Source organism: Brevibacterium sp. BDJS002, assembly GCF_028201555.1.
GTDB classification, from domain to species: Bacteria; Actinomycetota; Actinomycetes; order Actinomycetales; family Brevibacteriaceae; genus Brevibacterium; species Brevibacterium aurantiacum.
The window spans coordinates 1,149,920-1,176,184 of the sequence record NZ_CP116392.1; the positions used below are offsets into that span (position 1 = coordinate 1,149,920).

Below are 26,265 nucleotides of genomic sequence, written 5' to 3' on the forward strand. Positions count from 1 at the left end.
GCTAGGGTTGCATCACTAGAATAGAGCTTACAAGTCCCCACGAACGACAACCACAACGGCTACGGCGAGGACGGCAGCAATGAGAATGAGGGCCCGCGCTTGAACCCGACCCCGGAGCGGAAGAAGTCGAAGCGGTCGAAGAAGGCCGTCGCCGGAATCACGGCAGGCAGCCTTGCTGTACTGCTGGCCGGAGTCGCGGCACTCGACGCCTACGACGTCTTCCCCGAACTCCCGGGAATACTCACCACCGAGCCTGCGATCGAGGTCCAGGACGTCCCCTCACCCCACGCTCAGGGCAAGGACGTGCCCGCACCCGCCTCGGCGCTCGATGATTCTGCACCGGTGCCCACGGCGATCCCAGACGAGGTGGACAAGGTCCTCTCCGACGCCAAGGTCAAGGGCTTCGGCATCGAGATCCGCGACGGTCTCAGCGATGACATTCTCTACGCGAAGAACGAGAACAAACCGCGCACCCCTGCCTCGGTGACGAAGGTCCTCACCGGTTCCGCAGCACTGCTGACGATCGGCGGCGAGAAGCGACTGTCCACGACCACACAGTTCGACCCGGCGACGTCGACGGTGACGCTGCAGGGCGGTGGTGACTCGCTGCTGGGCGCGGGGGAGTCCCAGCCAGGGGCCGTGAACGGTCACGCCGGACTGGCGACGCTGGCCCAGCAGACCGCGGAGTCGCTGAAGAGCCAGAACGTCGCCGAGGTGGCCCTTGACCTGGATACGTCCCGGTACTCGGGCAAGGACTTCAGTCCCGGCTGGGAGCGCGTCGACATCGCCAAGGGCGTGATCACCCCCATCCAGCCGCTGATGATCGACACCGGCTACGTCGGCAGCAAGGACAAAGAGTGGCGCGGGCGCAGCGAGCATCCGGCCAAGGACGCCTTCGCCGTGTTCACCAAGGAACTCAAGGCGGCCGGAATCACGGTCTCCAAGGATCCGCAGCCTGCCGATGCCACCGACGATGACGCGCAGACCGGCGATGAGGCGAAGCCCACCGAGCTGGCAGAGGTGGAGTCGGCCACGATCTCCGAGATCGTCGAATACGCCCTCGTGCACAGTGACAACGTCGTCGCCGAGGTCCTCGGCAACGAGGTCGCCATCGCTCAGGGCGAACCGGGCAGCCTCGAAGCCGGCCCGCAGGCTGTGCTCGACGCCCTGTCGGACACTGTGGACCTGGGCCAGACGCACCTCGAGGACACCTCGGGTCTGTCCTATGACAACCAGATCAGTCCGCATGATCTGACGACCATCCTGCAGGCCTCGGTCGTCGCCGATGATTCGCTCTCAGACCTCATCGCCGCGATGCCCGTGGGCGGGCTGACCGGTACGCTCACAGACAGATTCACCAAGGACAGGAACGCAGCCGGAGCCGTGCACGCGAAGACGGGAACACTGTCGACCGTGACCTCACTGGCAGGAGGGGTGCTTGATGCCGATGGACGCTATCTCGTCTTCACCCTGCAGATCGACGACGTGGACAAGGACAAAATATTGGAAGCCAGGAAGACCGTGGACGACATCGTCGCAGCACTCGCGAATTGCGGCTGCCGATGATCGTCGATGAGAAGTTCGCCGCCCGCACAGCCCGCGAACTCGTCCCCGCAGCACGTGTGCCCGACACCGATGAGCTCGATGAGCTGGTCGCCGGGCTCAAAGACAATGCGCTCACAGCCCAGGAACTCGTCGTCGACTCCTTCCTCCTCGACCCGGCCCATGCCGATGACGTGCGCACACGCCTGGGCGCCGGCTCCGTGCTCGTCCTGGACCAGATCGGCTGGATCAAGGCCAACGCCCAGTCGCTCAACGGAATGGTCGACGTCGACTCCCTGCCCGCACCCGTCGGCCCGGGAGCGGCGAAGGCCGCCGCCGTGGAGTTGGCGGGGGTGCTCTCGCTCCTGTCCACACGGGTGCTGGGCCAGTTCGATCCGTTCGCTGTGTCCACTGGCAGGCTGATGTTCGTGGCTCCTGCGGTCCTCATTGCCGAAGAGGCCATGAACGTGAACCCACGCGACTTCCGCATGTGGGTGGCCTTGCACGAGGCCACGCACCAGGTGCAGTTCGCGACCGCACCCTGGCTGCGCGAGCACATGCGCTCCCTGCTCTCCCAGGTCGTCGCGACCCCGCTCAAGGCCCCGGGCATCCGGGGACTAGCCGACGTGTTCTCCACCGTGGGCAAGATCGTCAAGGGCGATGCGAGCATGGTCGACCTGATCCAGGACGAGGGGATGCGCAGCGCCCTCGACGAGGCCTCGGCGATCCTCAGCCTCCTCGAAGGCCACGCCGACGTCGTCATGGATGAGGTCGGCATCGAAGTGATCCCCAGCGTGCGAAAGCTGCGCCGCAAATTCGAGGCCCGCAGGGACGCCGGGCAGGGCGGATTCCTGTCGAACCTGTTGGGCATGAACCTCAAACTCGCCCAGTACCGTGACGGTGCCGCCTTCGTCCGCGCCATCCGCAAAGAAGTCGGACAGACCGGCTTCTCCGTCATCTACGACAGCCCGGAGAACCTGCCGAAGAGCGAGGAGATCCACACCCCGAGCCTGTGGCTGGACCGTGTCCACGGCTGAGGGGCGACCACCTCGGCGGCCGAGCCTCGATCCGGCCAGCGGCACAATCCGCAACTGCGTCCGTGAGGCCCTGGCCCAAGTAGGTGACTCCCCACAGCAGCCAAGCGTCATCGTCGCTGTCTCCGGGGGAGCTGACTCGATGGCGCTGCTGCACGCCTGCGCCTTCCTCCACCGCCGCGGGGAGCTGCGCGCGCGTGCCGTGACCGTTGATCACGGGCTCCAGCCCACATCCGCCGAGGTGGCCCGACGGGTGATCTCGATCGCCGAATCCTGGGGTGTGCCCGCCGAGGTCTCCAGCGTGAACGTTGAGGCCGGCGTCGACGGTCTCGAGGCTGCCGCCCGGGAGGCCCGCTACGACGCTCTTGAGGCCGCACGGTCGGCAGATGGCGCAGATTGGGTGCTGACCGCGCATACCCGAAGCGACCAGGCGGAGACGGTGCTGCTGGGTCTCATGCGCGGTTCGGGCACGAGGTCGCTGGCCGGAATGGCTCTGCGCACCGGGCGGGTGGTCCGCCCCCTCCTCGATGTCGACCGAGCGAGCACCCTCGCCTCGTGTCGGGCTCAGAACATCGAGGTCTGGCACGATCCGATGAATGTCGATGACTCCTTCGCCCGGGTGCGCGCCCGCAGTCTGCTGGAGTCCCTGGAGGCCGATCTGGGCCAGCCGATCACCGCGAACCTGGCGCGCACCGCCGAGCTGTGCCGCGCCGATGCCGACTGCCTCGACGAACTCGCCGAGCCCTCAGCCGCCGCAGTGCGCGGACGCACCGAGGTGCCGTTGAGCGAGGTGGCGGACCTCGAGGATGCGCTGGCCTCCCGCGTCCTCCGCGAGTGGCTGATCTCCCTCGATGTACCCGCCCAGAGCTTCGGTGCCGCCCGCATCAGCGAACTGCTCGCCCTGATCCGCGATCCCGGATCACAGGGTCGCGCACACACCCGACTGTCGCTGCCCGGTGACACCGAGGTCATCATCACCGGCCAGGTCCTGCGCTTTCGACGCGAAGCGAAGGCCGACTGACCCCAGCTCCAGACCGCCTGAATCCAGCCACAGACCGGCTGCCTCAGGCTTCGGCGCCAACCAGTCGACCGTCGGTGGCCACGAGGCGACCGTCCTTGAAGACGTCACGATCGGCAGGGCAGTCCATGATCGCCGAGGTGACCGTGTCGGCGGGAACCAACATGAAGTCCGCCGGCGCACCGATGCCCAGACCAAAGCGGGCATCATCGACCAGTGCCGTTGCATCCGGTCGGGCACCGGCCATCACCTGAGCTCCACCGCGTGAGGCGATGTCGAGGCAGGCCTCGATGTCCTCATCCCGGCGGTGTCCATTGGTGAATGCCAGCTGCCAGGTCCGGCGCAGCAGGTCGCCGTCGCCGTAGGGGCTCCAGTAGTCGCGCTGTCCGTCCTCGCCGAGGCCGAGCGCTACCCGCTGCTCCCGCAGGCTGTGTTGCGGAAGCACGCCGCCCTGCGGTGCCACTGTCGTCAGAGAGATGCCTGCCTCGGCGACCAGCTCGATGATCCGTTCGACCTCCGGCTCGGGATTCGAACTCAGGGCGAAGGCATGGGAGATGGTCACCTGCCCGGCCAAGCCGAGGGCCTTCGTGCGGTTGGCGATCTCCTCAAAGGTGAAGATGCCCGCACTGCCGCGCTCATGCAGATGGATGTCGATGCCCTTGCCGTGCTTCTCGGCAAGTCCGAAGACCACGTCGAGATGTGCCACCGGATCGCGATCGTACTGGAGTGGGTCGAGTCCGCCGACCAGATCGGCACCTTCGCTCAAGGCCGCGTCGAGAAGATCCCTCACGCCCTTCTCCCGCACGATGCCTGCCTGCGGGAACGCCACGATCTGCGAGTCCAGGACCGTGGCATGATCGGCCAGCGCGTCGCGGACGCCGATGAAGCGCTCGAGCCCGCAGTCGGCATCGATCTGAGTGTGCGAACGGATGCGTGTGCCTCCGGAGGCGACGATCTTCGCGATCACGTAGGCGGCCTGGTCGCGGACGCTGCGCTCGCCGCTGCGCCAGTTCTCCCGGTCGTTCATGATGTAGCCGTGCAGAGTGCCGTCCGCCGTGTGGGGGCGGAAGGTCTGACCCATGCGGTTCGAATCGAGATGGGCATGGACGTCGCCGAGGCTGGGCAGCAGCGCCCGGCCGGCACCGTCGATCTCTCCCGCCGAGGTGGTCCCTGAGCTGTGCGGGGTGAACGAGGAGAAGCGCCCGTCCTTGATCTCGACATCGACGGCTTCGGCATCGGCGGTGCGGGGGAAGAGCCGCACATTTCTCAGAATGGTCATCATCGTCCTTCCATATCGGTGGGAACCCTCGGAGTCGGCGGGAACCTTGCTCTTCAAATGGTATACCGTATTCTTGTTTGGTCCGACCCTGCTTGGGCGACGATCCACCGAGTACGGCAGCGGACCCGAAGACCGAGTTCCCCGAGCGTCTGAAAGGATGAGGCAATGACCTCTCAGCCGGAACACAGTCATCGTACGGGGCGGGGCCTCGATGTACTGGCGCTCGCGGCCCTCATTCTCATCGCCTGCTCCCTGCGTCCGGCCGCCTCGTCGTTGGGCCCCGTCCTCTCCGAGGTCCAAGGTGCCTTCGCTCTGGCTGAATGGCAGACGGGGCTGCTCACTGCCCTTCCCGGGCTGATCTTCGCGATCTGCGGATTCATCGCCGTGCCCGTGCTCAAGAAGGTCGGACTGTTCGGATCACTGGTGATGACGTGCGTGCTCATCACAGTGGGCGTGGGAGCCGGGCTCTCGTCGACGGCTGGCTCAGCTTTGCCGGGCTGACCGTGGTCGCACTGGCCGGAATGTCCATCGGAAACGTCATCCTGCCCGTCTATGTGAAGACGCGCTTTCCCGACCGAACCAACCTCGGCGCCACCGCATTCACCGTCTCCCTGGGGCTGGGTGCAATGTTCCCCGCCTTCCTCACCGCCCCCATCACGGGCCACTTCGACAACTGGCGGGTGGGACTCGGCATCTGGGCCCTCGTACCGGCCTGCGCACTGGTCACCTGGATCATCCTCCGGGCCGCTCGATCTGTGCCCAGCCTCGATCGACCCGGTGGAGACGCACCTGAGGCGGCCCCACCTCGGCGGCACATCTTCACCTCTTCCAAGGCCAGGTACATGGCGATGTTCTTCGGTCTCCAGTCGGTCAACGCCTACGTCCAATTCGGGTGGCTGCCGCAGATCTACCGTGATGCGGGCCTCGACCCGGTGCTGGCCGGACTCATGCTCACGGTCGTCACCCTCGGCGGGATCCCCGGTGGATTCCTCGCCCCGCAGATCATCATGCGCAGCATCCTCCCGCGCTTCTTCCTCGTCAGCTTCGCACTCAGCGCCGTGTGCGGCTACCTCGGGCTGCTCCTCATTCCGACCACCATGCCCATCCTGTGGGCGATCCTCCTGGGCTACGGCGGATTCGCCTTCCCCGCCGCACTCGCCCTCATCACCGGCCGCACCCACGACGTGGCGATCACGGCGCGGACCTCGGCATTCGTGCAGTCCTCGGGCTACGTGCTGGCCGCGATCGGCCCCCTGGCCGTCGGCGGTCTGCTGGGACTCAGCGCCGGATGGACGGTGCCGCTGTGGTTCATGGTCGGTGTCTCCACGCTCATGGGCATCACCGGGTTCCTCGCCGCATCCCCGGGCACGGTCGACGACGAGCTGGTCCCGACAGGCACCCACGGAGTCACAACAGACCCTCGCGGTGGCATGCCGAGGCGGAAGTGAATCATAATGGAGACACACCCCACCCCAAGCGAGGAGAAACGACTGCAGTGGACATCAACGATCTCGGCAATGACATCGAAAAAGTGCTTGTCTCGGAAGAACAGATAGCCGCACGACTCGTTGAACTGGCAACCGCCATCGATGAAGACTACAAGGGCAAGGACATTCTCCTCGTCGGTGTCCTCAAAGGTGCCGTCATGGTCATGGCGGACCTGGCCCGTGCGATCCACTCGCCGGTCACCATGGACTGGATGGCCGTCTCCTCCTACGGTTCGGGAACCAAATCCTCCGGTGTCGTGCGCATCCTCAAGGACCTCGACACGGATCTCTCGGATCGCCACGTGCTCATCGTCGAGGACATCATCGACTCAGGCCTGACCCTGTCCTGGCTGGTCCAGAACCTGCGCTCACGTGGAGCAGCGACCGTCGAGATCTGCACGATGCTGCGGAAACCAGAAGCCGTCAAGGTCGACATCGACGTCAAGTACATCGGCTTCGATGTGCCCAACGAATTCGTCATCGGCTACGGACTCGACTACGCGGAGAAGTACCGCAACGTTCCGTTCGTCGCCACTCTGGCTCAGCACGTCTACAGCTGAACCCAACGCATGAGCGTTCCGCGCATTGGCTGAGAGCTCGCTGCACCCGGGAACAAAACCGGGTGCATTCGAGCTATGTCAGTGCGAGGTATTAGGCTGTGGGGGATGTTCCCAGGCAGCCTCGGTAGCCTGAACAGGTTGCCCACATCTTTTTCCTGAGAGGACTTATGGCCGAGTCGAATAAGCGTCGCCCACTGCTCAACAAGGCGACGAAAGGCCCATTGGTCTGGATCGTTCTGGCACTCCTCGTAGTGTCCATTGGTGCTCTGCTCTTCAGCCGAGTCGGATTCAGCCAGATCGACACCCAGAAAGGTCTCGAGCTTCTCCAAGACGACAAGGTCGAACAGGCGAAGATCGTCGACAAGGATCAGCGCGTCGACCTGACCCTCAAGGACGACCTCACCATCGACGACCAGGACTTCGGCAAGAAGGTCCAGTTCTTCTACGTGGAGCAGCGTGGAGAGCAGATCGTCAAGGCCGTGGACTCGGCCGAGCCCAGCAAGGGCTACACCGACGAGGTGCCCAAGCAGAGCTGGCTCATGTCCCTGCTGGGAACTCTGATCCCCTTCGTCATCATCTTCGTTGTCTTCTGGTTCCTCATCTCGCAGATGTCGGGCGGGAAGATGATGAACTTCGGCAAATCGAAGGCGAAGCTGGTCAACAAGGAGAATCCGGACGTCACCTTCAAGGACGTCGCCGGAGTCGACGAGGCTCTCGAAGAGCTCGAAGAGATCAAGGAGTTCCTGGCCGAACCGGAGAAGTTCAAAGCCGTCGGTGCCAAGATCCCCAAGGGTGTCCTCCTCTACGGTCAGCCCGGTACCGGTAAGACCCTGCTCGCGAAGGCTGTGGCCGGTGAAGCAGGCGTTCCCTTCTACTCGATCTCTGGTTCGGACTTCGTCGAAATGTACGTCGGTGTCGGCGCCTCACGTGTGCGCGACCTGTTCGAGCAGGCCAAGACCAACGCCCCCTGCATCATCTTCATCGATGAGATCGACGCCGTCGGCCGCCAGCGCGGTGCCGGCATGGGCGGCGGCCACGACGAGCGCGAGCAGACACTCAACCAGCTTCTGGTCGAAATGGACGGCTTCGACGTCAAGACCAACGTCATCCTCATCGCCGCGACCAACCGTCCCGACGTGCTCGACCCCGCACTTCTGCGCCCCGGCCGCTTCGACCGTCAGATCCCTGTCGAGGCCCCGGACATGAAGGGCCGTGAGCACATCCTCGAGGTCCACTCCGAAGGCAAACCGCTCGCGGACGATGTGGACCTGGGACAGATCGCCAAACGCACTCCCGGCTTCTCCGGTGCTGACCTGGCCAACGTCCTCAACGAGGCAGCCCTGCTGACCGCGCGTGAGAACTCGAAGGTCATCGACAACCGCATCCTCGATGAGGCCATCGACCGCGTCATCGCCGGACCGCAGAAGCGGACCCGTCTGATGAACGACAAAGAACGCCTCATCACCGCTTACCACGAGGGCGGACACGCCCTGGTGGCTGCGGCGATGAACCAGACTGACCCGGTCACCAAGGTCACGATCCTGCCTCGCGGTCGAGCCCTGGGCTACACAATGGTCATGCCGAGCGAGGACAAGTACTCCACGACCCGCAACGAACTCCTCGACCAGCTGGCCTACGCCATGGGCGGCCGAGTCGCCGAGGAAGTCGTCTTCCACGACCCCACCACCGGCGCCAGCAACGACATCGAGAAGGCGACGAACATCGCCCGCAAGATGGTCACCCAATACGGCATGAGCGACAAACTGGGCATGGTCAAGATCGGCGATGACCAGGGCGAACCATTTGCCGGACGCGGCTACGGCGGGGGAGACGAGTACGGTGACGCAACGCTGTCCTCGATCGACCGTGAGGTAAGAGAGATCATCGACGCAGCCCACGCCGACGCCTACTGGGCGCTGACGCACAACCGCGACGTTCTCGACGACCTCGCCTACCAGCTGCTCGAGCGAGAGACCCTCGATCAGGCGGCTTTGGCTGAGATCTTCACCCCCATCGTCAAGCGCCCCACACGCGATGTGTGGCTGGCCAACGATGAACGTCCGGTATCCGAACGCGGCCCGATCGATCCGCCGGCACCGCTCAGCGGCGACCGCAGCGGCAAGGGCCACGGCAACTCGGAAGTCGACACCACCGACGTACCGGGCGCCGGTCCGACGGGTGTGAACGGACCTCACGTTCCGCACAACCCCACGGGTCCGATCAACCCCAATGATCCGACCGGACCGACCGGTCCACACGGCGCACCCGGCACCGGTCCTGAGGGTCCGACGAATCCAGGTGGCCCGAACAATTCCGACGGCGGCAGGGAGAGCGGCTACTGATGTCTGAGCTCGAAGGGGTACCGGAGATCCTCGGTGAGGCGCCTGCCGGTACCGGCAACAAGGTCGATCAGGCGAGGATCGCCGCCGCAGTGCGTGAGATCCTCATCGCCGTCGGCGAGGATCCAGATCGTGAAGGTCTGGTCGAGACCCCGGACAGGGTCGCGCGTGCCTATGAAGAGGTCTTCGCCGGGCTCCACCGGGACCCAGCCGAGGTGCTGGGCGTAACGTTCGACATCAGTCACGAGGAGATGGTCCTCGTGCGCGACATCGACCTGTACTCGACGTGCGAACACCACCTGGTGCCGTTCCACGGAGTCGCTCACATCGGCTACATCCCGAGCAAGAACGGCAAGGTCACCGGGCTGTCCAAACTGGCACGGCTGGTTGAGATCTATGCTCGTCGGCCCCAGGTCCAGGAGCGGCTGACGACTCAGATCGCCGATGCGCTCGTCGAACACCTCGAGCCGCAGGGCGCGATCGTCGTCGTCGAGGCAGAACATCTGTGCATGACCATGCGAGGAGTCCGCAAGCCGGGCGCCTCGACCATCACCTCGGCGGTGCGCGGGCAGCTGCGCGAAACGGCATCCCGAGCAGAAGCCATGAGTCTGATCATCCGGAGATAGAGGTCGCACATGCCCACACCGGAACGCACGAAGATCATGGGCGTCCTCAACGTCACGCCCGACTCCTTCTCCGACGGCGGTCGCTACTTCGACCACGACGCCGCCATCGCCCACGGTTTTCAACTGCTGCACTCGGACGCAGACATCATCGATGTCGGAGGGGAGTCCACTCGCCCCGGCTCGGTTCGAGTCGATGAGGCGGAGGAGCTGCGCCGCGTCGTCCCAGTCATCAGAGAGCTGGCCGCTGCAGGTGCCGTCATCAGCGTCGACACCATGCGAGCCAAGGTCGCAGAGGCATCACTGGATGTCGGCGCCCACATCATCAACGACGTCTCCGCGGGGCTCTCCGATCCGACGATGCTGACCGTTGCCGCCGAGACCGCGGCCCCGGTCGTGCTCATGCACTGGCGAGGCTACCTCGACCGTGCATCGGCGTCCTTCCACTACGACGATGTCGTCGCCGAGGTGATCACGGAGCTGAAGACGAGAATCGACGAAGCGACGGCCGCGGGTGTGAAGCATGAGAACATCATCCTCGACCCGGGCCTGGGCTTCTCGAAGAACGCCGAACACAACTGGCAGATCCTCGGAGCCCTTGACGATTTTGCGGATCTGGATCATCGGCTCCTCGTCGCCGCCAGCCGCAAACGCTTCATCTCCACCCTGCTCTCACCGCAGGACCCGAAACTCGCCGAGGAGACGGCGAAGGATCAGGCCACGGCCGCGATCTCGGCCCTGTCGGCCAGGGCAGGAGCGTGGGCGGTGCGCGTCCACGAACCTTCCACCTCGGCGATCGCGGCCAAGGTCATTCACGCCGTGAACTCACATGCCCCGGCAGCCACTCCGGATGAGCGTACAGCTTCGGTTGAGCGTACAGCGGAGGGAGAGGCATGAGTCCCGATTCGGACCGCATCGAACTGCGCGGGCTGAGAGTGCGCGGCAACCACGGAGTCTTCGACTTCGAGAAGCGTGAGGGCCAGGACTTCGTCATCGACGTCACCCTGCACACCTCCATATCGCGGGCCGCGGCCACCGACGACATCGCCGACACCGTCCACTACGGCGAACTGGCCGAAGACGTCGCACACATCGTCGAAGACAACACCTTCGACCTCATCGAGACCCTGGCCGCCCGGATCGCCGAGCACTGCCTGAGCCTGGCCGAACATGTCGAGGTTGTCGTCCATAAGCCCGGAGCACCGATCCAGCGCAGCTTCAACGACGTCAGCGTCACCGTCGCCCGTTCTCGCGACACCATAGACGCCGCCGCGACCAACACAGTCGATGATGAGCCTGCAGGGACCGAGCCTGCCGAGACAGAGGCCTACCTCAATCTCGGGGCCAACCTCGGCGATGCGGCGGAAACACTCGAGCAAGCCGTTGCCGCACTCGATCGACATCCCAAGATCACCGTGCTCAGGCGATCCTCCCTGTATCGCACCGCACCCTGGGGCGGAGTCGACCAGAACGACTTCCTCAACCTGGGCATCATCGTGGCCACCAGCCTGCCCGCCCCACAACTCCTAGCCGTGGCACAGGGAATCGAAGTCGCCTGCGGCCGGACCCGGGAACTGCGCTGGGGACCCCGCACCCTCGACATCGACCTGATCCGCTTCGGCGCCGAGCAGGCAGAGCTCATCCTCGACACCGACTCCCTGACCCTGCCCCATCCACGCGCGCACGAACGTGCATTCGTCCTCGCACCATGGGCCGAGCTCGATGCGGCCGCAGAAATCCACACACCCACCGGTCCGCGACCGATCACCGCCGTCCTGAGCGAGCTGGGTGACCAGGAAATCACGCGGATCCCGGCCCCATAAGGGGCCAGGATTTGAGAGACTTGGAGCTATGCAGCGAACTTCGTCGGGGACTCTCGTCATCTGGGCCGTCATCGGCGCCGTGGTGGCGCCGACGGTCGACGTGCTGCTGGAGAGTCAGGGCTTCGCTCTGCCGGGGCTGCCCTGGTTCGCCATCATCGGTATGCTCATACTCGCTGCAGTCCTGCTGGTCCTGGGTTGGCCGATCAAGAAATGGAATGACGGTGACCGGACCAAGGAGATCGACCCTCTCCAAGCAGCCCGCGTAGCCGTCATGGCCAAGGCCAGTGCCCTGACAGGGGCCGGATTAGCCGGTTGGTATATGGGCAACGCCGCCTACTACTTCCTGTCCGCACCCGGCATCCGCAATGATTTGGCGGCAGGTATGCTTTTCGCTATGATCGCAGCCGCAGCATTGATGATCGTCGGCCTGATCGTCGAAGGCTTCTGCGAGCTGCCCCCTCAAGATCCCCCAGGAGCTGAAGCAGCATGAGCCGCGAATTCAACTATCTGTCCGGAACAGACGCCGACTTCAACCGGGTCAGTTCCAAATACGGACTCAAGGAGACGATCGCGACTCTGACGATGCTCGTCCCGATGATCATCGTGGCTCTCGTCTTCGCCATCATCTTCACCTCCGAAGTTCCATGGCTGCACGCGATCTGGGCCGGACTTGTGGCGTTCACCGTCTTCCTCATCGTCATCATCATCCGGCAGGCCAAAGCCATCGGCTATGCAGAAAGGGCTGATGACCTACTCATTCGGCGCGGAATCATGTTCCACAAGGCCACGGTCGTCCCGTACGGACGTCTGCAGTTCGTCGACGTGAATGCCGGCCCCATCGATCGCATGTTCGGCCTGGCCAGCGTCAAACTTCATACTGCCTCGGCGGCCACAGATGCCACCATTCCGGGATTGCCACGCGCCGAAGCCGATCGTCTGCGCGACAGCCTCGCCGGCCTGGGCCAGGCCAACTTGGCAGGGCTGTGAGCATGACCGAGGACGGACTCAACGGCCAAGCTCCCGAACCCACGGGTGATCCCGCAGCCGAACCCGCGAGGGAGTCGGCAGCTGAGCTCACAGTCCAGGACGCGGCGGCTACCGAGGTGTGGCACAGGGTCCATCCCCTGACACCGATTCTCGAAAGCTTCGCCGTGCTCGTAGGTATCTTCATCGCGGCCGCCTACGGTCTCCAGAACTTTGCGCAGACTGCCATCGAAAACCTGGCCAGGGGCGATGACATCGACATGGGATTCGCCGGTTGGCTGCGCACCCACCCCCTCGTCATCCTCGGCGGCGTCGGAGGGCTCGTGCTCATCCTCCTCATCACCGCACTCTTCAGCTGGTTGGCCTGGAGGGTGATGGGCTATCGGATCGATTCCGAGTCCATCTACTATCGGCGCGGTCTGCTGTCGAAGAAGCTGCGCAAAGCCAGGCTCGACCGCGTGCAGTCGATCGACCTGCAGCAGAAGCTGCTGCCCCGACTGCTGGGAATGGCGGAACTCGTCTTCGACGTCGCCGGAGGAACACACTCCAACATCTCCCTGAAGTACCTGTCGAAGAAGCGTGCCGAAGGACTGCGGGACGAGCTTCTCGCCGCTGTCCGCGAGAAGAAGCAAGGAGCTCACCAGGGGGAACGAACCCCGACCTCGGGAGGATCCGCCGCCGCGGTCCCTGGCACAGCTCCGGACGCAGTCGGTGCGCCCGCCGGAACTGAAGCCGGAGCACCCGGCGAGGCCGAAGCCACGGGTGCACCCGGCGATTCCGGTGCCGAGCCCGCAATCGATCGCAGCGTACCCGAACGTCGCGATGACAGCATCGGCGTACGCCTGAGCAAACGCCTCGGCTCACTGGCCGAAGGGGCCTCACAGGAGGCGGAGTCCAGCCTCAACGAACTTCTGGCTCCATACGATGTCTCCGCCGACGTCAGTGACGAAGGCGAGATCGTCCGCGTGCCCGTGCACCGGGTCGTGGTCTCATCGCTGTTGAAGTCAGAGACGATCATCTCGGTCTTGGTCGTCCTCATCGTCATCGCCGCAGCCATCGTTCTCCTGGCTATGGGGCTGACCGAGGCCTTCATCCCGATGCTCGTCGCAGTCATCCCCGGCCTCTTCGCTGCTTTCTCCGCCTTCAGGAAGAACCTTGACAACGCGAACTTCGTGGTCAAGCTGGGAGAGAACGGACTGGCCGTCAACCACGGGCTCGTCTCTACCTCCCGCAAGGTGATCCCACTGGATCGTCTGCAGGCCGTGTGCCTCCATCAGCCGTTGCTGTGGCGGTGGGCAGGCTGGTGGAAGGTCGAATACAACCTCGCCAGCGCCGGAGGCTCGGGCGAAACGAACATTCTGCTGCCCGTCGGCGACATCGATCAGGCACTGCTTATGGTCGGCCTCGCGCTCCCGGATCCGCAGATGCCAGACGAGCTCAGCGCCGCGTCCCTTGTGCGATCAGCCATGTACGACCGCAAGTCCGAGGACCCGCAGGCCGAAGCCGCAGAAGAGCTCTTCCACGGTCAGCCCCGTTCCTCCCGGCTCATCGACCCCTTGGTGTGGAAGCGGCGGGCCTATGTCGTGACCGGTTCCCTGCTCGTGCTGCGAATGGGTGTCCTTGACCGTCGAGTCGACTTCGTGCCGCATGTGCGCGTGCAGTCGATGAGCTATCAGCAGGGTCCGCTCATGCGCGCGCTGGGTCTGGGCACGGTCGCCGTGCACTCCACGGCTGGTCCCATCGACCCCCGCGTCACCCATCAGAGTGTCGACGAGGCGAAGCGGTTCTTCAGCGAGCACTCGAACCGGACGCGACTCGCGCGGCAGCGTTACGACGAGGAAGCCCGCAGGGCCAAGGAAGGCAGGCCATGAGCCACGCAGGAATGGGCCAGGACGGGGCCCCTCGTCTGGGGATCGGAATCATCGGCTGTGGGAAGGTCGGCGCGACCATCGGAGCTGCCTGGCGCGAAGCCGGTCATGCCATCATCGGTGTCAGTGCCACCTCGGCGACCAGCCTGCAATGGGCCGAGGAGATGCTGCCAGGAGTGCCCGTCCTGCCACCGGACGATGTCGCAGACCGTGCGGAGCTTCTGCTCCTGACTGTCCCCGATGATGAGATCGAATCCCTCGTCAGCGGCCTAGCGAAGGTGTCACGAATCCATTCGGGGCAGATCCTTGTTCACTGCTCGGGCCGGTACGGAACGGACGTCCTCGAAGCCGGGACCAGCCTCGGCGCTCTGCCGATCGCACTGCATCCATCGCTGTCTTTCACCGGTACCGCGGTCGATCTTCCACGCCTGCGGCAGTCGACGATCGCCGTCACCGCGCCTGCACCGATCCGTCCGGTGGGCCAGGCCCTCGTCGTCGAAATGGGCGCCGAGCCGATTGACGTGGCCGAGGCCGACCGTCCGCTCTACCATGCAGCCATCACCCACGCCTCCAACCACTCGATCACGATCATCAGCGAAGCGATGGAGATGCTCGCCGAGGCGGGAGTCAGCGACCCTTCACGTGTGCTCACAGCCCTCGTCGACGCGAGCGTGACGAACACCCTGCAGAACGGCCCGAAGGCCCTGACGGGACCTGTCAGCCGCGGAGACGTGGGCACGGTCTCCGCGCACCTGGCAGCGCTCAGTGAGTTCAGTCTCAACGTCTCCAGCCCCGCGGCACGCAACAGCTACATAGCGCTGGCCAGATCGACGACTGCCAAGGCGCTGAGCTTGGGACGGATCACGGAGTCGCAGGCGCAGGAGATCCTGTCCCGACTCGACTGAACGACGTGCTGGAACTGCTTGCCGGGTCCGGCGGTCGTTTTCGAATTCCCCCTGGGGCCGCGCTCACGGTAGCCTGGAGGGTATGGCAGATACCGAGTCGAACACGCCCGAAAACGCAGACCTTTCACCCGAGCATCTCGATCCCGAACAGATCCGGATCCGTAAGGAAAAGCGCCAGCGGCTCTTAGACTCCGACACCGATGCCTATCCGGTCGGAATTCCTCGCACGCACACCCTCGCCGAGGTTCATGCCGCGCATGACGGGCTGGAAGTCGGCGACGAGACCGAGGACATCGTCGGCGTCGTCGGCCGTGTCGTGTTCGTCCGGACAACGGGCAAACTCTGCTTCGTGACCCTGCAGTCGGGAGATGGGACGCGCCTTCAGGGCATGCTGTCTCTGCGTGAAGTGGGGGAGGAACGACTCGGCGACTTCAAGACCGACGTCGATCTGGGCGACTTCCTGTTCGTCCACGGCAAGGTCATCAAGTCCAAACGCGGCGAACTCTCGGTGCTTGCCGATTCCTGGTCGATGGCCAGCAAGGCGCTGCGTCCGCTGCCGGGACTGCACACCGAACTGGCCGAGGACACTCGTGTGCGTCAGCGCTACCTCGACCTGATCACCCGCGAAGACGCACGGAAGAACATGCTGGCCCGAGCAGAGGTCATGTCGTCCCTGCGTCGGACGTTCGCAGAACAGGAGTTCGTCGAGATCGAGACTCCGATGCTCCAGTTCATGCACGGTGGTGCTGCAGCACGTCCATTCAAGACACACATGAATGCCTATGACATCGATATGTTCCTGCGCATCGCGCCGGAGCTCTTCCTCAAACGGGCGATCGTCGGCGGCATCGAGAACGTCTTCGAGATCAATCGCAATTTCCGCAACGAAGGCGCCGACTCCACGCACTCACCTGAGTTCGCGATGCTCGAGGCCTACCAGTCCTACGGCGACTACCATTCGATCGCCGAACTGACGAAGACGCTGGTCCAGAACGCGGCTCAGGACGCCACCGGATCTCTCGTGGTGAAGTTGGGAGACGGTGAGGACTACGACTTCGGTGGTGACTGGCCTGTCGTCAGCATGTACGAGACCTTGTCCGCGGAATCCGGAGTCGAAGTCACCCCGGAGACCGGACTCGACGTCCTCGACAAGATCGCAGCCGATAACAACGTCGAACTGGGTGGAGTATTCCGCTCACATGGCAAATATGTCGAGGAACTGTGGGAGCACTTCTACCAGGACAAGCTGTGGATGCCGACATTCGTCACCGACTTCCCCGTCGACACCTCACCTCTGGTCCGTGAACACCGGACCAAGAAGGGCGTCGTGGAGAAGTGGGACCTCTATGTTCGCGGCTTCGAATTGGCCACAGGCTATTCCGAGCTCGTCGACCCTGTCATTCAGCGTGAACGGTTCGAGGCTCAGGCGGCCGACGCAGCGAAGGGTGATGAAGAGGCGATGGGGCTCGACGAGGAATTCCTCACCGCGATGGAACACGGAATGCCGCCGACCGGCGGTATGGGAATGGGGCTTGATCGTCTGCTCATGGCTTTGACCGGCCTGGGAATTCGAGAGACGATTCTCTTCCCATTCACGAAGCCAATTGCCACCGGTAATTCGGAAATGACTGAGGAAGGTTGAGCACATGATGGATCTGATGAAGGCACTATTGCCATCGATCTGTGTTGGTTTGCTGTTCTGGTACGTGATGAGAAACATCCTGCGTGCAGACCGGACAGAACGAGAGCAGATCGATAAATTCTATTCAGAGCATGAGGTTAGCGAATTAGGCGATAATCATGAATCAGATGTTAAGATGACTGCGACAAATACTTCTGATTATGAAAAGAGTGAACATGGCAAGGGAGATGCGACTCGTTCTCACGGATGATTTCGATGGCTCGGAGGCGTCGGAAACCGTTCGCTTCAGCCTCGACCAAGGTACCTACGAACTCGAACTGTCGACAGAGAATGCCGAAAAGCTCCGTGAAACTTTCGCCCCTTTCATCGCCAAGGCTCGTCGGGTAGCCAACCCGGGTGGCCGCGGACGTCGTGCAGGGGCCGGCTCCACCGCGGGTCCGAAGCGCGACACTGCCAAGATCCGCGAATGGGCACAGGCAAACGGTTACCAGCTGGGCGATCGCGGACGCATTCCGCTTGAAATCGTCCAGGCATATGAAGCTGCAGACAGCTGATCCGACTGAATCCAGTCGCCGCCGATAACTGAAGCGGTATAGCGAATCGATTGATTGCGACTGATTCGATAATCGCTTCCTGAAGGACCAACGGGTGAACCGTTGGTCCTTCAGTGTTTTCGCTTATGAGTTTCGCAACCCGGGCTTCCGGAGTCGGCGCCGGAATATCCGCCCCGCGGATGACGTTGGATTGGATGACCCCCCAGCACAGTTGTCGAATATGACGGTTGACTGCGATCAAGTTGTCACTTGATCGCCGACAGTAAAGTAAGACGATTTACTCAATTCCCGTCCGCGGTAATCTGTGTCCGCAGCAATTTATGGAGTATCTCGATTTCCCGTTGTGAAGTACGGAATCGACACACCTGGGCAACACGGAGAACCTGAATCTGCGCAGGACGGGGCGGCAGTATGTCGTGCAGAAGAGCGACGAAGGGGCGAACACCGAATTTCGCCCACAGCCAAACGGTTTCGGCTGATGGCGAAACGTGCAATAGATCGTGGCCAATGGTCGTTAGGCTCTAAAGAATAACAAGACCGAGGAGGGTGAATATGTTCGAGCGGTTCACTGACCGAGCACGCCGAGTGGTAGTGCTTGCCCAGGAAGAAGCCAAACTACTCAAACATAACTACATCGGAACCGAGCACATCCTGCTCGGCCTGATCCACGAGGGTGAGGGCCTGGCAGCCAAAGCACTCGAGGGAATGGACATCTCCCTTGAGCAGGTGCGCGACCAGGTCCAGGAGATCATCGGACAGGGGCAGCAGGCCCCGAGCGGGCACATCCCGTTCACCCCGCGTGCCAAGAAGGTCCTCGAGCTCAGCCTTCGTGAGGCGCTGCAGCTGGGACACAGCTACATCGGAACCGAGCACATCCTGCTCGGTCTGATCCGCGAGGGCGAAGGCGTTGCCGCACAGGTGCTCGTCAAGCTGGGCGCCGATCTGGGACGAGTCCGCCAGGAAGTCATCAAGCTTCTGTCGGGCTACCAGGGCAAGGAGCCCGTCTCCGCAGGTGGACGCGAGGAGGGAACCCCTTCCGGTTCGCTCGTCCTCGACCAGTTCGGAACGAACCTGACCGCAGCCGCCCGCGAAGGCAACCTCGATCCTGTCATCGGCCGGCACGAGCAGATGCAGCGCGTGATGCAGATCCTGTCGCGGCGGACCAAGAACAACCCTGTCCTCATCGGTGAACCCGGTGTCGGCAAGACCGCAGTGGTCGAAGGACTCGCCTTGGCGATCGTCAACGGCGAAGTTCCGGAGATTCTCGAGGACAAGCAGCTCTACACCTTGGACCTCGGTTCACTGGTGGCAGGCTCCCGCTACCGCGGTGACTTCGAGGAACGCCTGAAGAAGGTCCTCAAGGAGATCCGCACACGCGGCGACATCATCCTCTTCATCGACGAGATCCACACTCTGGTGGGTGCGGGTGCTGCTGAAGGTGCCATCGACGCTGCTTCGATTCTCAAGCCCATGCTGGCGCGAGGCGAGCTGCAGACGATCGGTGCGACAACTCTCGATGAGTACCGCAAGCACATCGAGAAGGACGCTGCTCTCGAACGTCGCTTCCAGCCGATTCAGGTTCCCGAACCATCGCTGGCGCATTCGATCGAGATCCTCAAGGGTCTGCGCGACAAGTACGAGGCGCACCACAAGGTCACGATCACGGAAGGTGCACTCTCGGCCGCCGTGAACATGTCGGATCGCTATGTCAACGACAGGTACCTGCCGGACAAGGCGATCGACCTCATCGACGAAGCAGGTGCCAAGCTGCGCATCTCGCGTCTGTCGGTGCCGCAGGAGATCCGCGACCTGGAGGAGCAGATCCTCGAGGCCCGTCACCGCAAGGAAGCCGCCATCGACGCTCAGGACTTTGAGCTCGCGGCGTCTGAGCGTGATGCAGAGATGAAGCTGCAGCAGGACAAGGACGAACAGACTGAAGCCTGGCGCAAGAGCGGCAAGGACACCTCTGCAGTCGTCGACGCGGAGCTGATCGCCGAGGTGCTGGCGGCAGCCACCGGTATTCCGATCTTCAAGCTCACCGAGGAAGAGTCCTCGCGTCTGCTGCGGATGGAAGACGAGCTGCACAAGCGCATCATCGGGCAGAACGACGCGGTCAAGTCGATCTCCCGTGCCATCCGGCGGACCCGTGCGGGTCTGAAGGATCCGAAGCGCCCCTCCGGCTCGTTCATCTTCGCTGGCCCCACCGGTGTCGGCAAAACCGAGCTGGCGAAGGCTCTGTCGGAGTTCCTGTTCGGTGATGAGGATTCGCTCATCAGCCTGGACATGTCGGAGTACTCGGAGAAGCACACCGTGTCGCGACTCTTCGGTTCTCCTCCCGGCTATGTGGGCTACGAAGAGGGCGGCCAACTGACGGAGAAGGTCCGTCGCAAACCGTTCTCAGTCGTCCTCTTCGACGAGGTGGAGAAGGCTCACTCGGATATCTTCAACTCGTTGCTGCAGATCCTCGAAGATGGCCGTCTGACCGACTCGCAGGGTCGTGAGGTGGACTTCAAGAACACCATCATCATCATGACCACCAACCTGGGTACTCGAGACATCTCGAGTGGCCTGCAGCTGGGCTTCCAGGTTGAGGGCAACACGAACAACAACTACGAGCGCATGAAGCAGAAGGTCAACGAGGAGCTCAAGCAGCACTTCCGCCCCGAGTTCCTCAACCGTGTCGATGACACTATCGTCTTCCCTCAGCTGAACAAGGAAGAGATTCTGCAGATCGTCGATCAGTTCTTGGCACGTCTGGACGCCCGTCTGGCCGATCAGGGCATGAAGGTCGACGTCAGCGATGCGGCCAAGAGTCTTCTGGCCGACCGTGGCTACGATCCGGTCTTGGGCGCTCGTCCGCTGCGTCGGACGATCCAGCTCGAGATCGAGGACCACCTGTCCGAGAAGATCCTGTTCAAGGAGATCGGCAGCGGTCAGACCATCAAGGTCGACGTCAAGGGAGAGGGCAAGGAAGCGGAATTCACGTTCGACGGCGTGGAGACCGAGAGCATTGCCGCCAGCGGTCCGGATGATTCCGGTTCCGGTGGAGAACTCGCTGGTGCCGGTTCGTCCGGTGGCAGCGGATCGGGAAGCTCCGTGTCCTGATCTCCTTCTAGAGTGCTGAAGAGGCCCGGGGACACAGCAGCAGCTGAGTTCCCGGGCTTTTTCATGCCCGCAGCCGATGGTGTTGAATGAAGATATGACCTCAGCCCCAGGCGACTTCGACCATGATCAGGTCTCCTCAGACCATCACTTCAACCATTCCCTGCCCGGCGGTCTCTACCTGCGCAGGGCGCGCACGAGCGACGTCAAAGGGATTGAGGCTTTGGTCGCACCGCTTGCTGAAGAGCGCATTCTGCTGGCCAAGGACACCGTCACCTATTTCGAGACCCTGCAGGAATTCTGGCTGGTGGTGGACCCACAGCCGGACGGAACCGAAGTTCTGGCCGGATGCGCGGCACTGCACATCATCTGGGCAGACCTTGCGGAGGCGCGCACCGTTGCCACCTCGCCGGCCTATCGGGGGCGTGGAGTGGGCAAGGCCCTCATCCGACAGCTCCTGGCAGACGCCGTGGCGATCGGCGTCGACAGGGTCTTCTGCCTGACCTTCGAGACCGGGTTCTTCGGTGCACTCGGATTCGAGCCGATCAAGGGCATCCCAGTCTCCCCAGAGGTCTACGTCGAACTCCTGCACTCCGCCGACGAAGGTGTGGCAGAATTCCTGGACCTGGCCCGCGTCAAACCCAATACCCTGGGCAACGCCCGGATGATCAAGTTCCTGTGAGGCTCACTGCTCATCGAACTTCGAGATGAACTCTTCGACGATGGAGACCGTATCCTCGGGCGCATCTGAGAGCACAGCGTGACCGATCCCATCGAGGACGTGGACATCGACTCCAGGGGCATGGCGGCGAAGCGTGCGCAGCGCGCGACGGGGAACGAACTGGCTGCTGCCTGCGATGATGACCTCCAACGGGACCGTGATGCCCGCCCAATCGTCGGCTCGCAGCTTTCTCGGCAGTGGGCTGCCCCGTTTGACGAAGTCCAGCGTCGAACTCAGCAGCAGATTCCTCATCGGCGGGGGCGGCAGCTCACCGTTCCTCACCCAGGCAAGGAAGTCCAGTGCTTCTTCTCGGCCGCCTCTCATCAGCCTGATCAGTCGGGCCCAAGCGCGCAGCGGTATCCCAGTGATCGCCCCCGGTGGATCGATAGCAGTGACACTCGCCAGACGATCGGGGGCATGAAGGGCCTGATTGAGCGCCGCCCACGCCCCGTATGAATAGCCGATCAGGTGCAGCGATTCCAGGCCCAAGCCGTCGATGACCTCGTCAAACCATTGGGAGACCAATTCTCCGTTGTTCATCGGGACCAGCTGAGTGCTGCGCCCAGCCTCCCAGATCGTGTCGACTGCAATGACGGTTCGCGTCTTCGACCACGGTGCGACGAGCTTCGTCCAACCGGCTATGGTGCTGTTCCCGCCCTGCAGGAGAATCAGTGGTGTTGAGCTCGACCCAGCGAAGGCAGTCTGCCTGGCAGGAGGGACGCTGGTGTAGGCAGTCGTGCCGAAGGAGGTTTCTATCGACGAATCGGTGTGTTCGGGCCACGACTCGAGTACGGTATTCAGCAGTTTAAGGAACCGTCCGCGTGCCTGTTCTGATCTGAATCGTCCCACTTCGCCGCGGTGGTCGGCTGAAGAGCCAGCCTGAGCGTCTCTGCCTCCATCAGACATGTTCGAAGTGTAGCAACCCGGCCTGCTGTGTCCTCAGCATTCAGTCCTCGACTGTCACGCGGGAAGGCGAAGCTTCCCGCCGTCCTGAGCGGCCAGACCATCTGAGATCAGATCGCCGATGAGACGGGAGACCCTGTCCGAATCAGCGCTGAGGTCTCGTACCTGTTCTAGCCTCGTCGACGTGTGCGAGGGCAGTGAGTCGAAGAGCTCGGGATCCATCTCGGCGGTGGACGCGGTGAAGAGATCCAATGGGAGACTGCCTCTATTGTCTCCGCCGTCGGCATTCTCATGCGCGGACTTGAGCACATCCATGATGGCTCCGCGCAGCTGTCTGTCTGTGCCGGCCCATTTCTGGGTCTTCGCCTTCACCGTCGAGGTAGGACATCCTGCCTTCTGCCAGGCGCAGATGTCATTGAGCGGGCAGGCCTCGCATAGCGGATTTCGGGCCGTGCACACGAGTGCTCCGAACTCCATGACCCCGGCGTTCCACTTCTCGTGCTCTGTCTCCGGGACGAACTGGTCGGCCCACTTCGTCTCTGCACGACTCGGAGAAGGCGTGGGACGATCACGACCTGCGAAGAGACGGATGAGAACGCGACGTACGTTCGTGTCGAGCACGGTAGTGCGCTCTCCGTGGGCGAAGGATGCCACCGCTGCTGCGGTATAGGAGCCGATGCCGGGGAGTTGTTCGAGCTCATTGGCGGTCTGCGGCACCTGCCCGTCGAGTTCTTCGGTGATGACACGTGCGGCCTCCTGGAGTCGCAGTGCCCTCCTTGGGTAACCGAGACGGTCCCAACGGTGGAGAACCTCAGCGGTGGGTGCCTGTGCCAGATCTGCGGGTGTCGGCCACTTCTGCATCCACTCGCGCCAGCGAGGTTCGACCCGGGATACAGGGGTCTGCTGCGACATGATCTCACTGACGAGGACGGCCCACGCAGTGGTGTCGGCATCTCTCCAGGGAAGGGGACGGGCCGCGGTCTCGAACCAGGTGATGATCGTCTCGCGAACCCGGTTGATGTCCGCGGTGGCTACCGCCGGGAACGGGGAATCAGAGCGCGAAGGTCTCGATTCGGCAGAGGCTCGGTGTGTCATTTGGATGCTCAAACGCTTCGGCCTAGGCTCAAAGCGATGACTCCTTCCAATCGTGGTTCGCAGCCGAAGAACGGTGCCAGGCAGCCCCGCCAGTCTAGCGGGAAGCTGCCGGCACACGTGTACCGTCGGCGTCGCTACGTGCTGCTGGCGGCCAGCCTTGTGGTCGTCGCTCTGCTGGTGCTTGGGGTTGTCGGAATCGTCAAAGGACTCGGCGGCGGCGATGAGAAGGATTCTGCTGCCGAGGAGACTTCGTCTGCGAGCGAGACGACGGCAGCACCGGTCCCAGATGAGAAGGCCGCAAGCGGGAAGTGTCCTGAGGAGAAGGTCGGGCTCAAGGCCGAGGTCGACAAGAAGAGCTTCAAAGAAGACGCCAAGCCCAAGTTCGAAATGGTCATCGAGAACAACCACACGGCCACCTGCCTGATCGAGGTCGGCACCAAGGATCAGGAGTTCCTGGTCGAGAAGAACGGCGATGTCGTCTGGTCGTCGAAGTTCTGCGCCGCCGATGAGGACGAGAACGCTGAAGTCTCGACCGAGTTCGCGCCCGAATCGGAGAAGACCGCACAACTCGAATGGAACCGGGTGCAGGTGGACAAGAACTGCAACCGGACGAACAAGGAATTCGGCGCCGGAGACTATGAGCTCATCGTCAAACTCGGCGATGAGGAGAGCAAACCGGCGAAATTCGAACTTGAAAAGGACGCTGCCACCAAGGCCAAAGAGAAGAAAGAGGCCGAGGATAAGAAGGCAGAAGACGAGAAGTCCGAATCGCCGGATGAGACGCCCTCCGACGATAAGTCACCAGACGAGTAGAACCCTGGTTGCTGGCCAGAGATAACTGATCTGCTGACGGGGCTGTGCCGCTCAAGTCAGCGCGCAGGCTCTTAGGGCAGCTCGCAAATTCTCAGGTCAGCTTGCAGGTCAGCTCGCGGGTTCTCAGGCTCCGCGGTAGGAGCCGACACCCCAGGAATTGCCGTCATGGTCGCGGAAGTCGAACTCCCGACCGCCGTGAGGTTGCGTTTCCACCGGTCGGACGATCGCATGGCCCAAGTCGATGATCTCTTCGTAGAGGCGGTCCACTTCGCGTTCGGTGTCGACGACGACGTAGACGGAGTTCCCGCCGACACTGTCGAGGGCTGATCCATCATTGCGGACGGACCCGAACATGAACCCGCCGGTCTCGCCCAGCGCATATTCGGCATGGACGATGATCTCCGGGTCAGCTTCGTCCCTGATGATGAGCCGCTCTGTGAATCCGAGCGTGACCAGCAGAGCGGTCGTCGCGGTCGCGTCTGTAGTCCTCATTGCGGGAAAAACTGTCGTGGTCATGCTTCCAGGATGCGCTATTTTCGCGCAGATGTCCCGGAATTGTCACTGATTGCTTCCCAAAAGGATCTCGACGGCTTCCGAAACGTGTTCGCATTCTTTGACTCGCATCCCCTGTGGAGTGGAGACATTGCGCAGTGCGCCATGGGCAACGATCGCATGGGTGATGCCCAGGCGGGAGGCCTCATTGAGCCTTTGGCCCAGGTTGGGAACATTGCGAATCTCGCCCGAGAGGCTGATCTCTCCGATCGCTACGAATTTCGCGGCCATCGGCTTTCCGATCGCGGCTGAGGCCAGCGAGAGACAGATTGCCAAGTCGCTGGCAGGTTCCGCCAGTTTCGCCCCGCCGACGGTGGCGGTGAAGACATCGGACTTGGCCAGGCTGATGTTCCCGATCTTCTGGCTGAGGACGGCGAGCATCATGGCCACGCGGGAGGAATCGACGCCGGAGACCGACCTGCGTGACTGTCCGCCAGCGGATTCGGTGATCAGCGACTGCACCTCGACCAAAAGCGGACGTTTGCCCTCCTGCGTCACAGTCAGACATGTCCCCGGAGGATTGCTGCCGCTGCGGGAGAGGAAGAGACCCGATGGGTCTTCGAGGCTCTTGATGCCGTTCTCCTCCATATCGAAGCAGCCGACGTCATCGGTGGGGCCGAACCGGTTCTTCACAGCTCGCAGCAGGCGCAGGCGAGAATGCCGCTCTCCTTCAAAGGTGCACACAACGTCGACGAGGTGCTCGAGGAGCCGGGGCCCGGCGATGGTGCCGTCCTTCGTGATGTGACCGACGAGCACGGTCGGCAGCGACCGGGCCTTCGCCTCGCGAATGAGGGCGGCGGCCACTTCTCTGACCTGCGTGACGCCACCGGGCACACCGTCGATCTCGGAGGATGCGAGAGTCTGGATCGAGTCGACGACGAGCATGTCGGGCGACTCCGCCTCGATCATTCCCAGCACCGCGCCCAAGTCTGTCTCCGCAGCCAGCAGCAGGGTGTCCTCGAGTGCGTTGATGCGTTCGGCGCGCAGTCGCACCTGACCGGCTGATTCTTCGCCTGTGACATAGAGGACCTTGGATCCGAACTTGGCGACGCGTGCCGCCACATCAAGCAGCAACGTCGATTTGCCGACGCCCGGTTCACCGGAGAGGAGAACGACGGCGCCGGGGACGATGCCACCGCCGAGGACACGGTCGAATTCGCTGACGTAGGTGGTCGTGGCCTGAGCCAGAGTGGAGTCGATCTGGTTGATCGACTTTGCCCCGCTGGATTTCTTGACCTTCGTCTTCACCGATGTCTTCCCGGCGCCCTTCTCCTCGAGCGTGCCCCAGGCTTGGCATTCGGGGCAGCGCCCCAGCCATTTGACGGTCGAATAGCCGCATTCGGTGCAGGTGAAAGTCATAGGACAATTCTGGCACGGTGCACTGACACGGATGGGGTGCAGGCACAGACGTCACGGCCGGG

The 26,265-nt window shown here is 63.0% G+C and carries 25 protein-coding genes; 20 read left to right on the plus strand and 5 right to left on the minus strand.

The window, feature by feature from the left end; genetic code table 11:
• The first annotated feature begins 99 nt into the window (after positions 1–99).
• From dacB to tilS, 3 genes are read left to right on the plus strand one after another with little or no spacing between them, the layout of a single operon-like run.
• Positions 100–1,566, plus strand: coding sequence for a D-alanyl-D-alanine carboxypeptidase/D-alanyl-D-alanine endopeptidase (gene dacB / locus PGC08_RS05325; protein WP_101639216.1), 1,467 nt, complete (start codon positions 100–102; stop codon positions 1,564–1,566).
• Complete coding sequence (locus PGC08_RS05330; protein WP_096160398.1) at positions 1,563–2,579, plus strand: zinc-dependent metalloprotease; 1,017 nt, start codon at positions 1,563–1,565, stop codon at positions 2,577–2,579. The genes dacB and PGC08_RS05330 overlap by 4 nt, the downstream gene beginning before the upstream one ends.
• Complete coding sequence (gene tilS, locus PGC08_RS05335) at positions 2,566–3,597, plus strand: tRNA lysidine(34) synthetase TilS (RefSeq protein WP_029417078.1); 1,032 nt, start codon at positions 2,566–2,568, stop codon at positions 3,595–3,597. The genes PGC08_RS05330 and tilS overlap by 14 nt, the downstream gene beginning before the upstream one ends.
• A gap of 43 nt (positions 3,598–3,640) precedes the next feature.
• Here tilS and PGC08_RS05340 read toward each other — a convergent pair whose 3' ends face one another.
• Positions 3,641–4,876 carry an amidohydrolase family protein gene (locus PGC08_RS05340; RefSeq protein WP_226825674.1) on the minus strand — a complete coding sequence of 412 codons (1,236 nt, stop codon included), beginning with the start codon at positions 4,874–4,876 and terminating at the stop codon, positions 3,641–3,643.
• Between the two features lie 162 nt (positions 4,877–5,038).
• Here PGC08_RS05340 and PGC08_RS05345 point away from each other — a divergent pair, with 162 nt between their 5' ends.
• The 16 genes from PGC08_RS05345 to PGC08_RS05420 all read left to right on the plus strand — a co-directional run bounded on the left by PGC08_RS05345 (position 5,039) and on the right by PGC08_RS05420 (position 21,442).
• Positions 5,039–5,374, plus strand: coding sequence for a hypothetical protein (locus tag PGC08_RS05345; protein WP_271709681.1), 336 nt, complete (start codon positions 5,039–5,041; stop codon positions 5,372–5,374).
• Entirely contained in the window at positions 5,305–6,321 is a 1,017-nt protein-coding gene (locus PGC08_RS05350; protein WP_271709682.1) for an MFS transporter, read from the plus strand. Before PGC08_RS05345 ends, PGC08_RS05350 begins: the two co-directional genes overlap by 70 nt.
• Positions 6,322–6,368: 47 nt before the next feature.
• Positions 6,369–6,920, plus strand: a complete 552-nt coding sequence (gene hpt, locus PGC08_RS05355) for a hypoxanthine phosphoribosyltransferase (protein ID WP_009883401.1) — start codon at positions 6,369–6,371, stop codon at positions 6,918–6,920.
• 167 nt (positions 6,921–7,087) lie between these two features.
• Entirely contained in the window at positions 7,088–9,262 is a 2,175-nt protein-coding gene (gene ftsH / locus PGC08_RS05360) for an ATP-dependent zinc metalloprotease FtsH (protein WP_009883402.1), read from the plus strand.
• Positions 9,262–9,885, plus strand: coding sequence for a GTP cyclohydrolase I FolE (folE, locus tag PGC08_RS05365; RefSeq protein ID WP_271709683.1), 624 nt, complete (start codon positions 9,262–9,264; stop codon positions 9,883–9,885). The genes ftsH and folE overlap by 1 nt, the downstream gene beginning before the upstream one ends.
• 9 nt (positions 9,886–9,894) lie before the next feature.
• Positions 9,895–10,779, plus strand: a complete 885-nt coding sequence (gene folP, locus PGC08_RS05370) for a dihydropteroate synthase (RefSeq protein WP_271709684.1) — start codon at positions 9,895–9,897, stop codon at positions 10,777–10,779.
• Positions 10,776–11,705, plus strand: coding sequence for a 2-amino-4-hydroxy-6-hydroxymethyldihydropteridine diphosphokinase (gene folK, locus PGC08_RS05375; protein ID WP_271709685.1), 930 nt, complete (start codon positions 10,776–10,778; stop codon positions 11,703–11,705). The genes folP and folK overlap by 4 nt, the downstream gene beginning before the upstream one ends.
• 28 nt (positions 11,706–11,733) lie before the next feature.
• Positions 11,734–12,195: a DUF3180 domain-containing protein gene (locus tag PGC08_RS05380; protein WP_143922057.1), complete on the plus strand. Its 462-nt coding sequence runs from the start codon at positions 11,734–11,736 to the stop codon at positions 12,193–12,195.
• On the plus strand, positions 12,192–12,692 hold the full coding sequence (locus PGC08_RS05385) for a PH domain-containing protein (RefSeq protein ID WP_271709686.1): 501 nt from the start codon (positions 12,192–12,194) through the stop codon (positions 12,690–12,692). The genes PGC08_RS05380 and PGC08_RS05385 overlap by 4 nt, the downstream gene beginning before the upstream one ends.
• 2 nt (positions 12,693–12,694) lie before the next feature.
• Entirely contained in the window at positions 12,695–14,560 is a 1,866-nt protein-coding gene (locus PGC08_RS05390) for a PH domain-containing protein (RefSeq protein WP_271709687.1), read from the plus strand.
• Positions 14,557–15,462 (plus strand): Rossmann-like and DUF2520 domain-containing protein, encoded by a 906-nt coding sequence (locus PGC08_RS05395; protein WP_271709688.1) that lies wholly within the window; start codon positions 14,557–14,559, stop codon positions 15,460–15,462. Before PGC08_RS05390 ends, PGC08_RS05395 begins: the two co-directional genes overlap by 4 nt.
• 82 nt (positions 15,463–15,544) lie before the next feature.
• Positions 15,545–17,104 (plus strand): lysine--tRNA ligase, encoded by a 1,560-nt coding sequence (gene lysS / locus PGC08_RS05400; protein ID WP_271709689.1) that lies wholly within the window; start codon positions 15,545–15,547, stop codon positions 17,102–17,104.
• A 4-nt stretch (positions 17,105–17,108) separates the two neighbouring features.
• Positions 17,109–17,354 (plus strand): hypothetical protein, encoded by a 246-nt coding sequence (locus PGC08_RS05405; RefSeq protein ID WP_271709690.1) that lies wholly within the window; start codon positions 17,109–17,111, stop codon positions 17,352–17,354.
• Positions 17,320–17,658 (plus strand): histone-like nucleoid-structuring protein Lsr2, encoded by a 339-nt coding sequence (locus tag PGC08_RS05410; RefSeq protein ID WP_143922051.1) that lies wholly within the window; start codon positions 17,320–17,322, stop codon positions 17,656–17,658. Before PGC08_RS05405 ends, PGC08_RS05410 begins: the two co-directional genes overlap by 35 nt.
• A gap of 552 nt (positions 17,659–18,210) precedes the next feature.
• Positions 18,211–20,763 (plus strand): ATP-dependent Clp protease ATP-binding subunit, encoded by a 2,553-nt coding sequence (locus tag PGC08_RS05415; RefSeq protein ID WP_271709691.1) that lies wholly within the window; start codon positions 18,211–18,213, stop codon positions 20,761–20,763.
• Positions 20,764–20,857: 94 nt separating this feature from the next.
• A complete protein-coding gene (locus PGC08_RS05420) occupies positions 20,858–21,442 on the plus strand; it encodes an amino-acid N-acetyltransferase (RefSeq protein ID WP_271709692.1) in 585 nt (194 codons plus the stop codon).
• 3 nt (positions 21,443–21,445) lie between these two features.
• On the opposite strand, the gene PGC08_RS05425 is transcribed toward PGC08_RS05420, so the two are convergent.
• Both PGC08_RS05425 and PGC08_RS05430 read right to left on the minus strand, forming a co-directional pair.
• Positions 21,446–22,387 carry an alpha/beta fold hydrolase gene (locus PGC08_RS05425; protein WP_271709693.1) on the minus strand — a complete coding sequence of 314 codons (942 nt, stop codon included), beginning with the start codon at positions 22,385–22,387 and terminating at the stop codon, positions 21,446–21,448.
• Positions 22,388–22,441: 54 nt separating this feature from the next.
• Positions 22,442–23,479 (minus strand): A/G-specific adenine glycosylase, encoded by a 1,038-nt coding sequence (locus PGC08_RS05430; protein WP_101557274.1) that lies wholly within the window; start codon positions 23,477–23,479, stop codon positions 22,442–22,444.
• 36 nt (positions 23,480–23,515) lie between these two features.
• Between PGC08_RS05430 and PGC08_RS05435 the strand changes: the two genes are divergently transcribed.
• Positions 23,516–24,292: a hypothetical protein gene (locus tag PGC08_RS05435; protein WP_257949067.1), complete on the plus strand. Its 777-nt coding sequence runs from the start codon at positions 23,516–23,518 to the stop codon at positions 24,290–24,292.
• A gap of 123 nt (positions 24,293–24,415) precedes the next feature.
• On the opposite strand, the gene PGC08_RS05440 is transcribed toward PGC08_RS05435, so the two are convergent.
• Together PGC08_RS05440 and radA are read right to left on the minus strand one after the other, a co-directional pair.
• A complete protein-coding gene (locus tag PGC08_RS05440) occupies positions 24,416–24,808 on the minus strand; it encodes a VOC family protein (RefSeq protein ID WP_257949069.1) in 393 nt (130 codons plus the stop codon).
• A 42-nt stretch (positions 24,809–24,850) separates the two neighbouring features.
• Entirely contained in the window at positions 24,851–26,203 is a 1,353-nt protein-coding gene (gene radA / locus PGC08_RS05445; RefSeq protein ID WP_271709694.1) for a DNA repair protein RadA, read from the minus strand.
• Positions 26,204–26,265 lie beyond the last annotated feature (62 nt).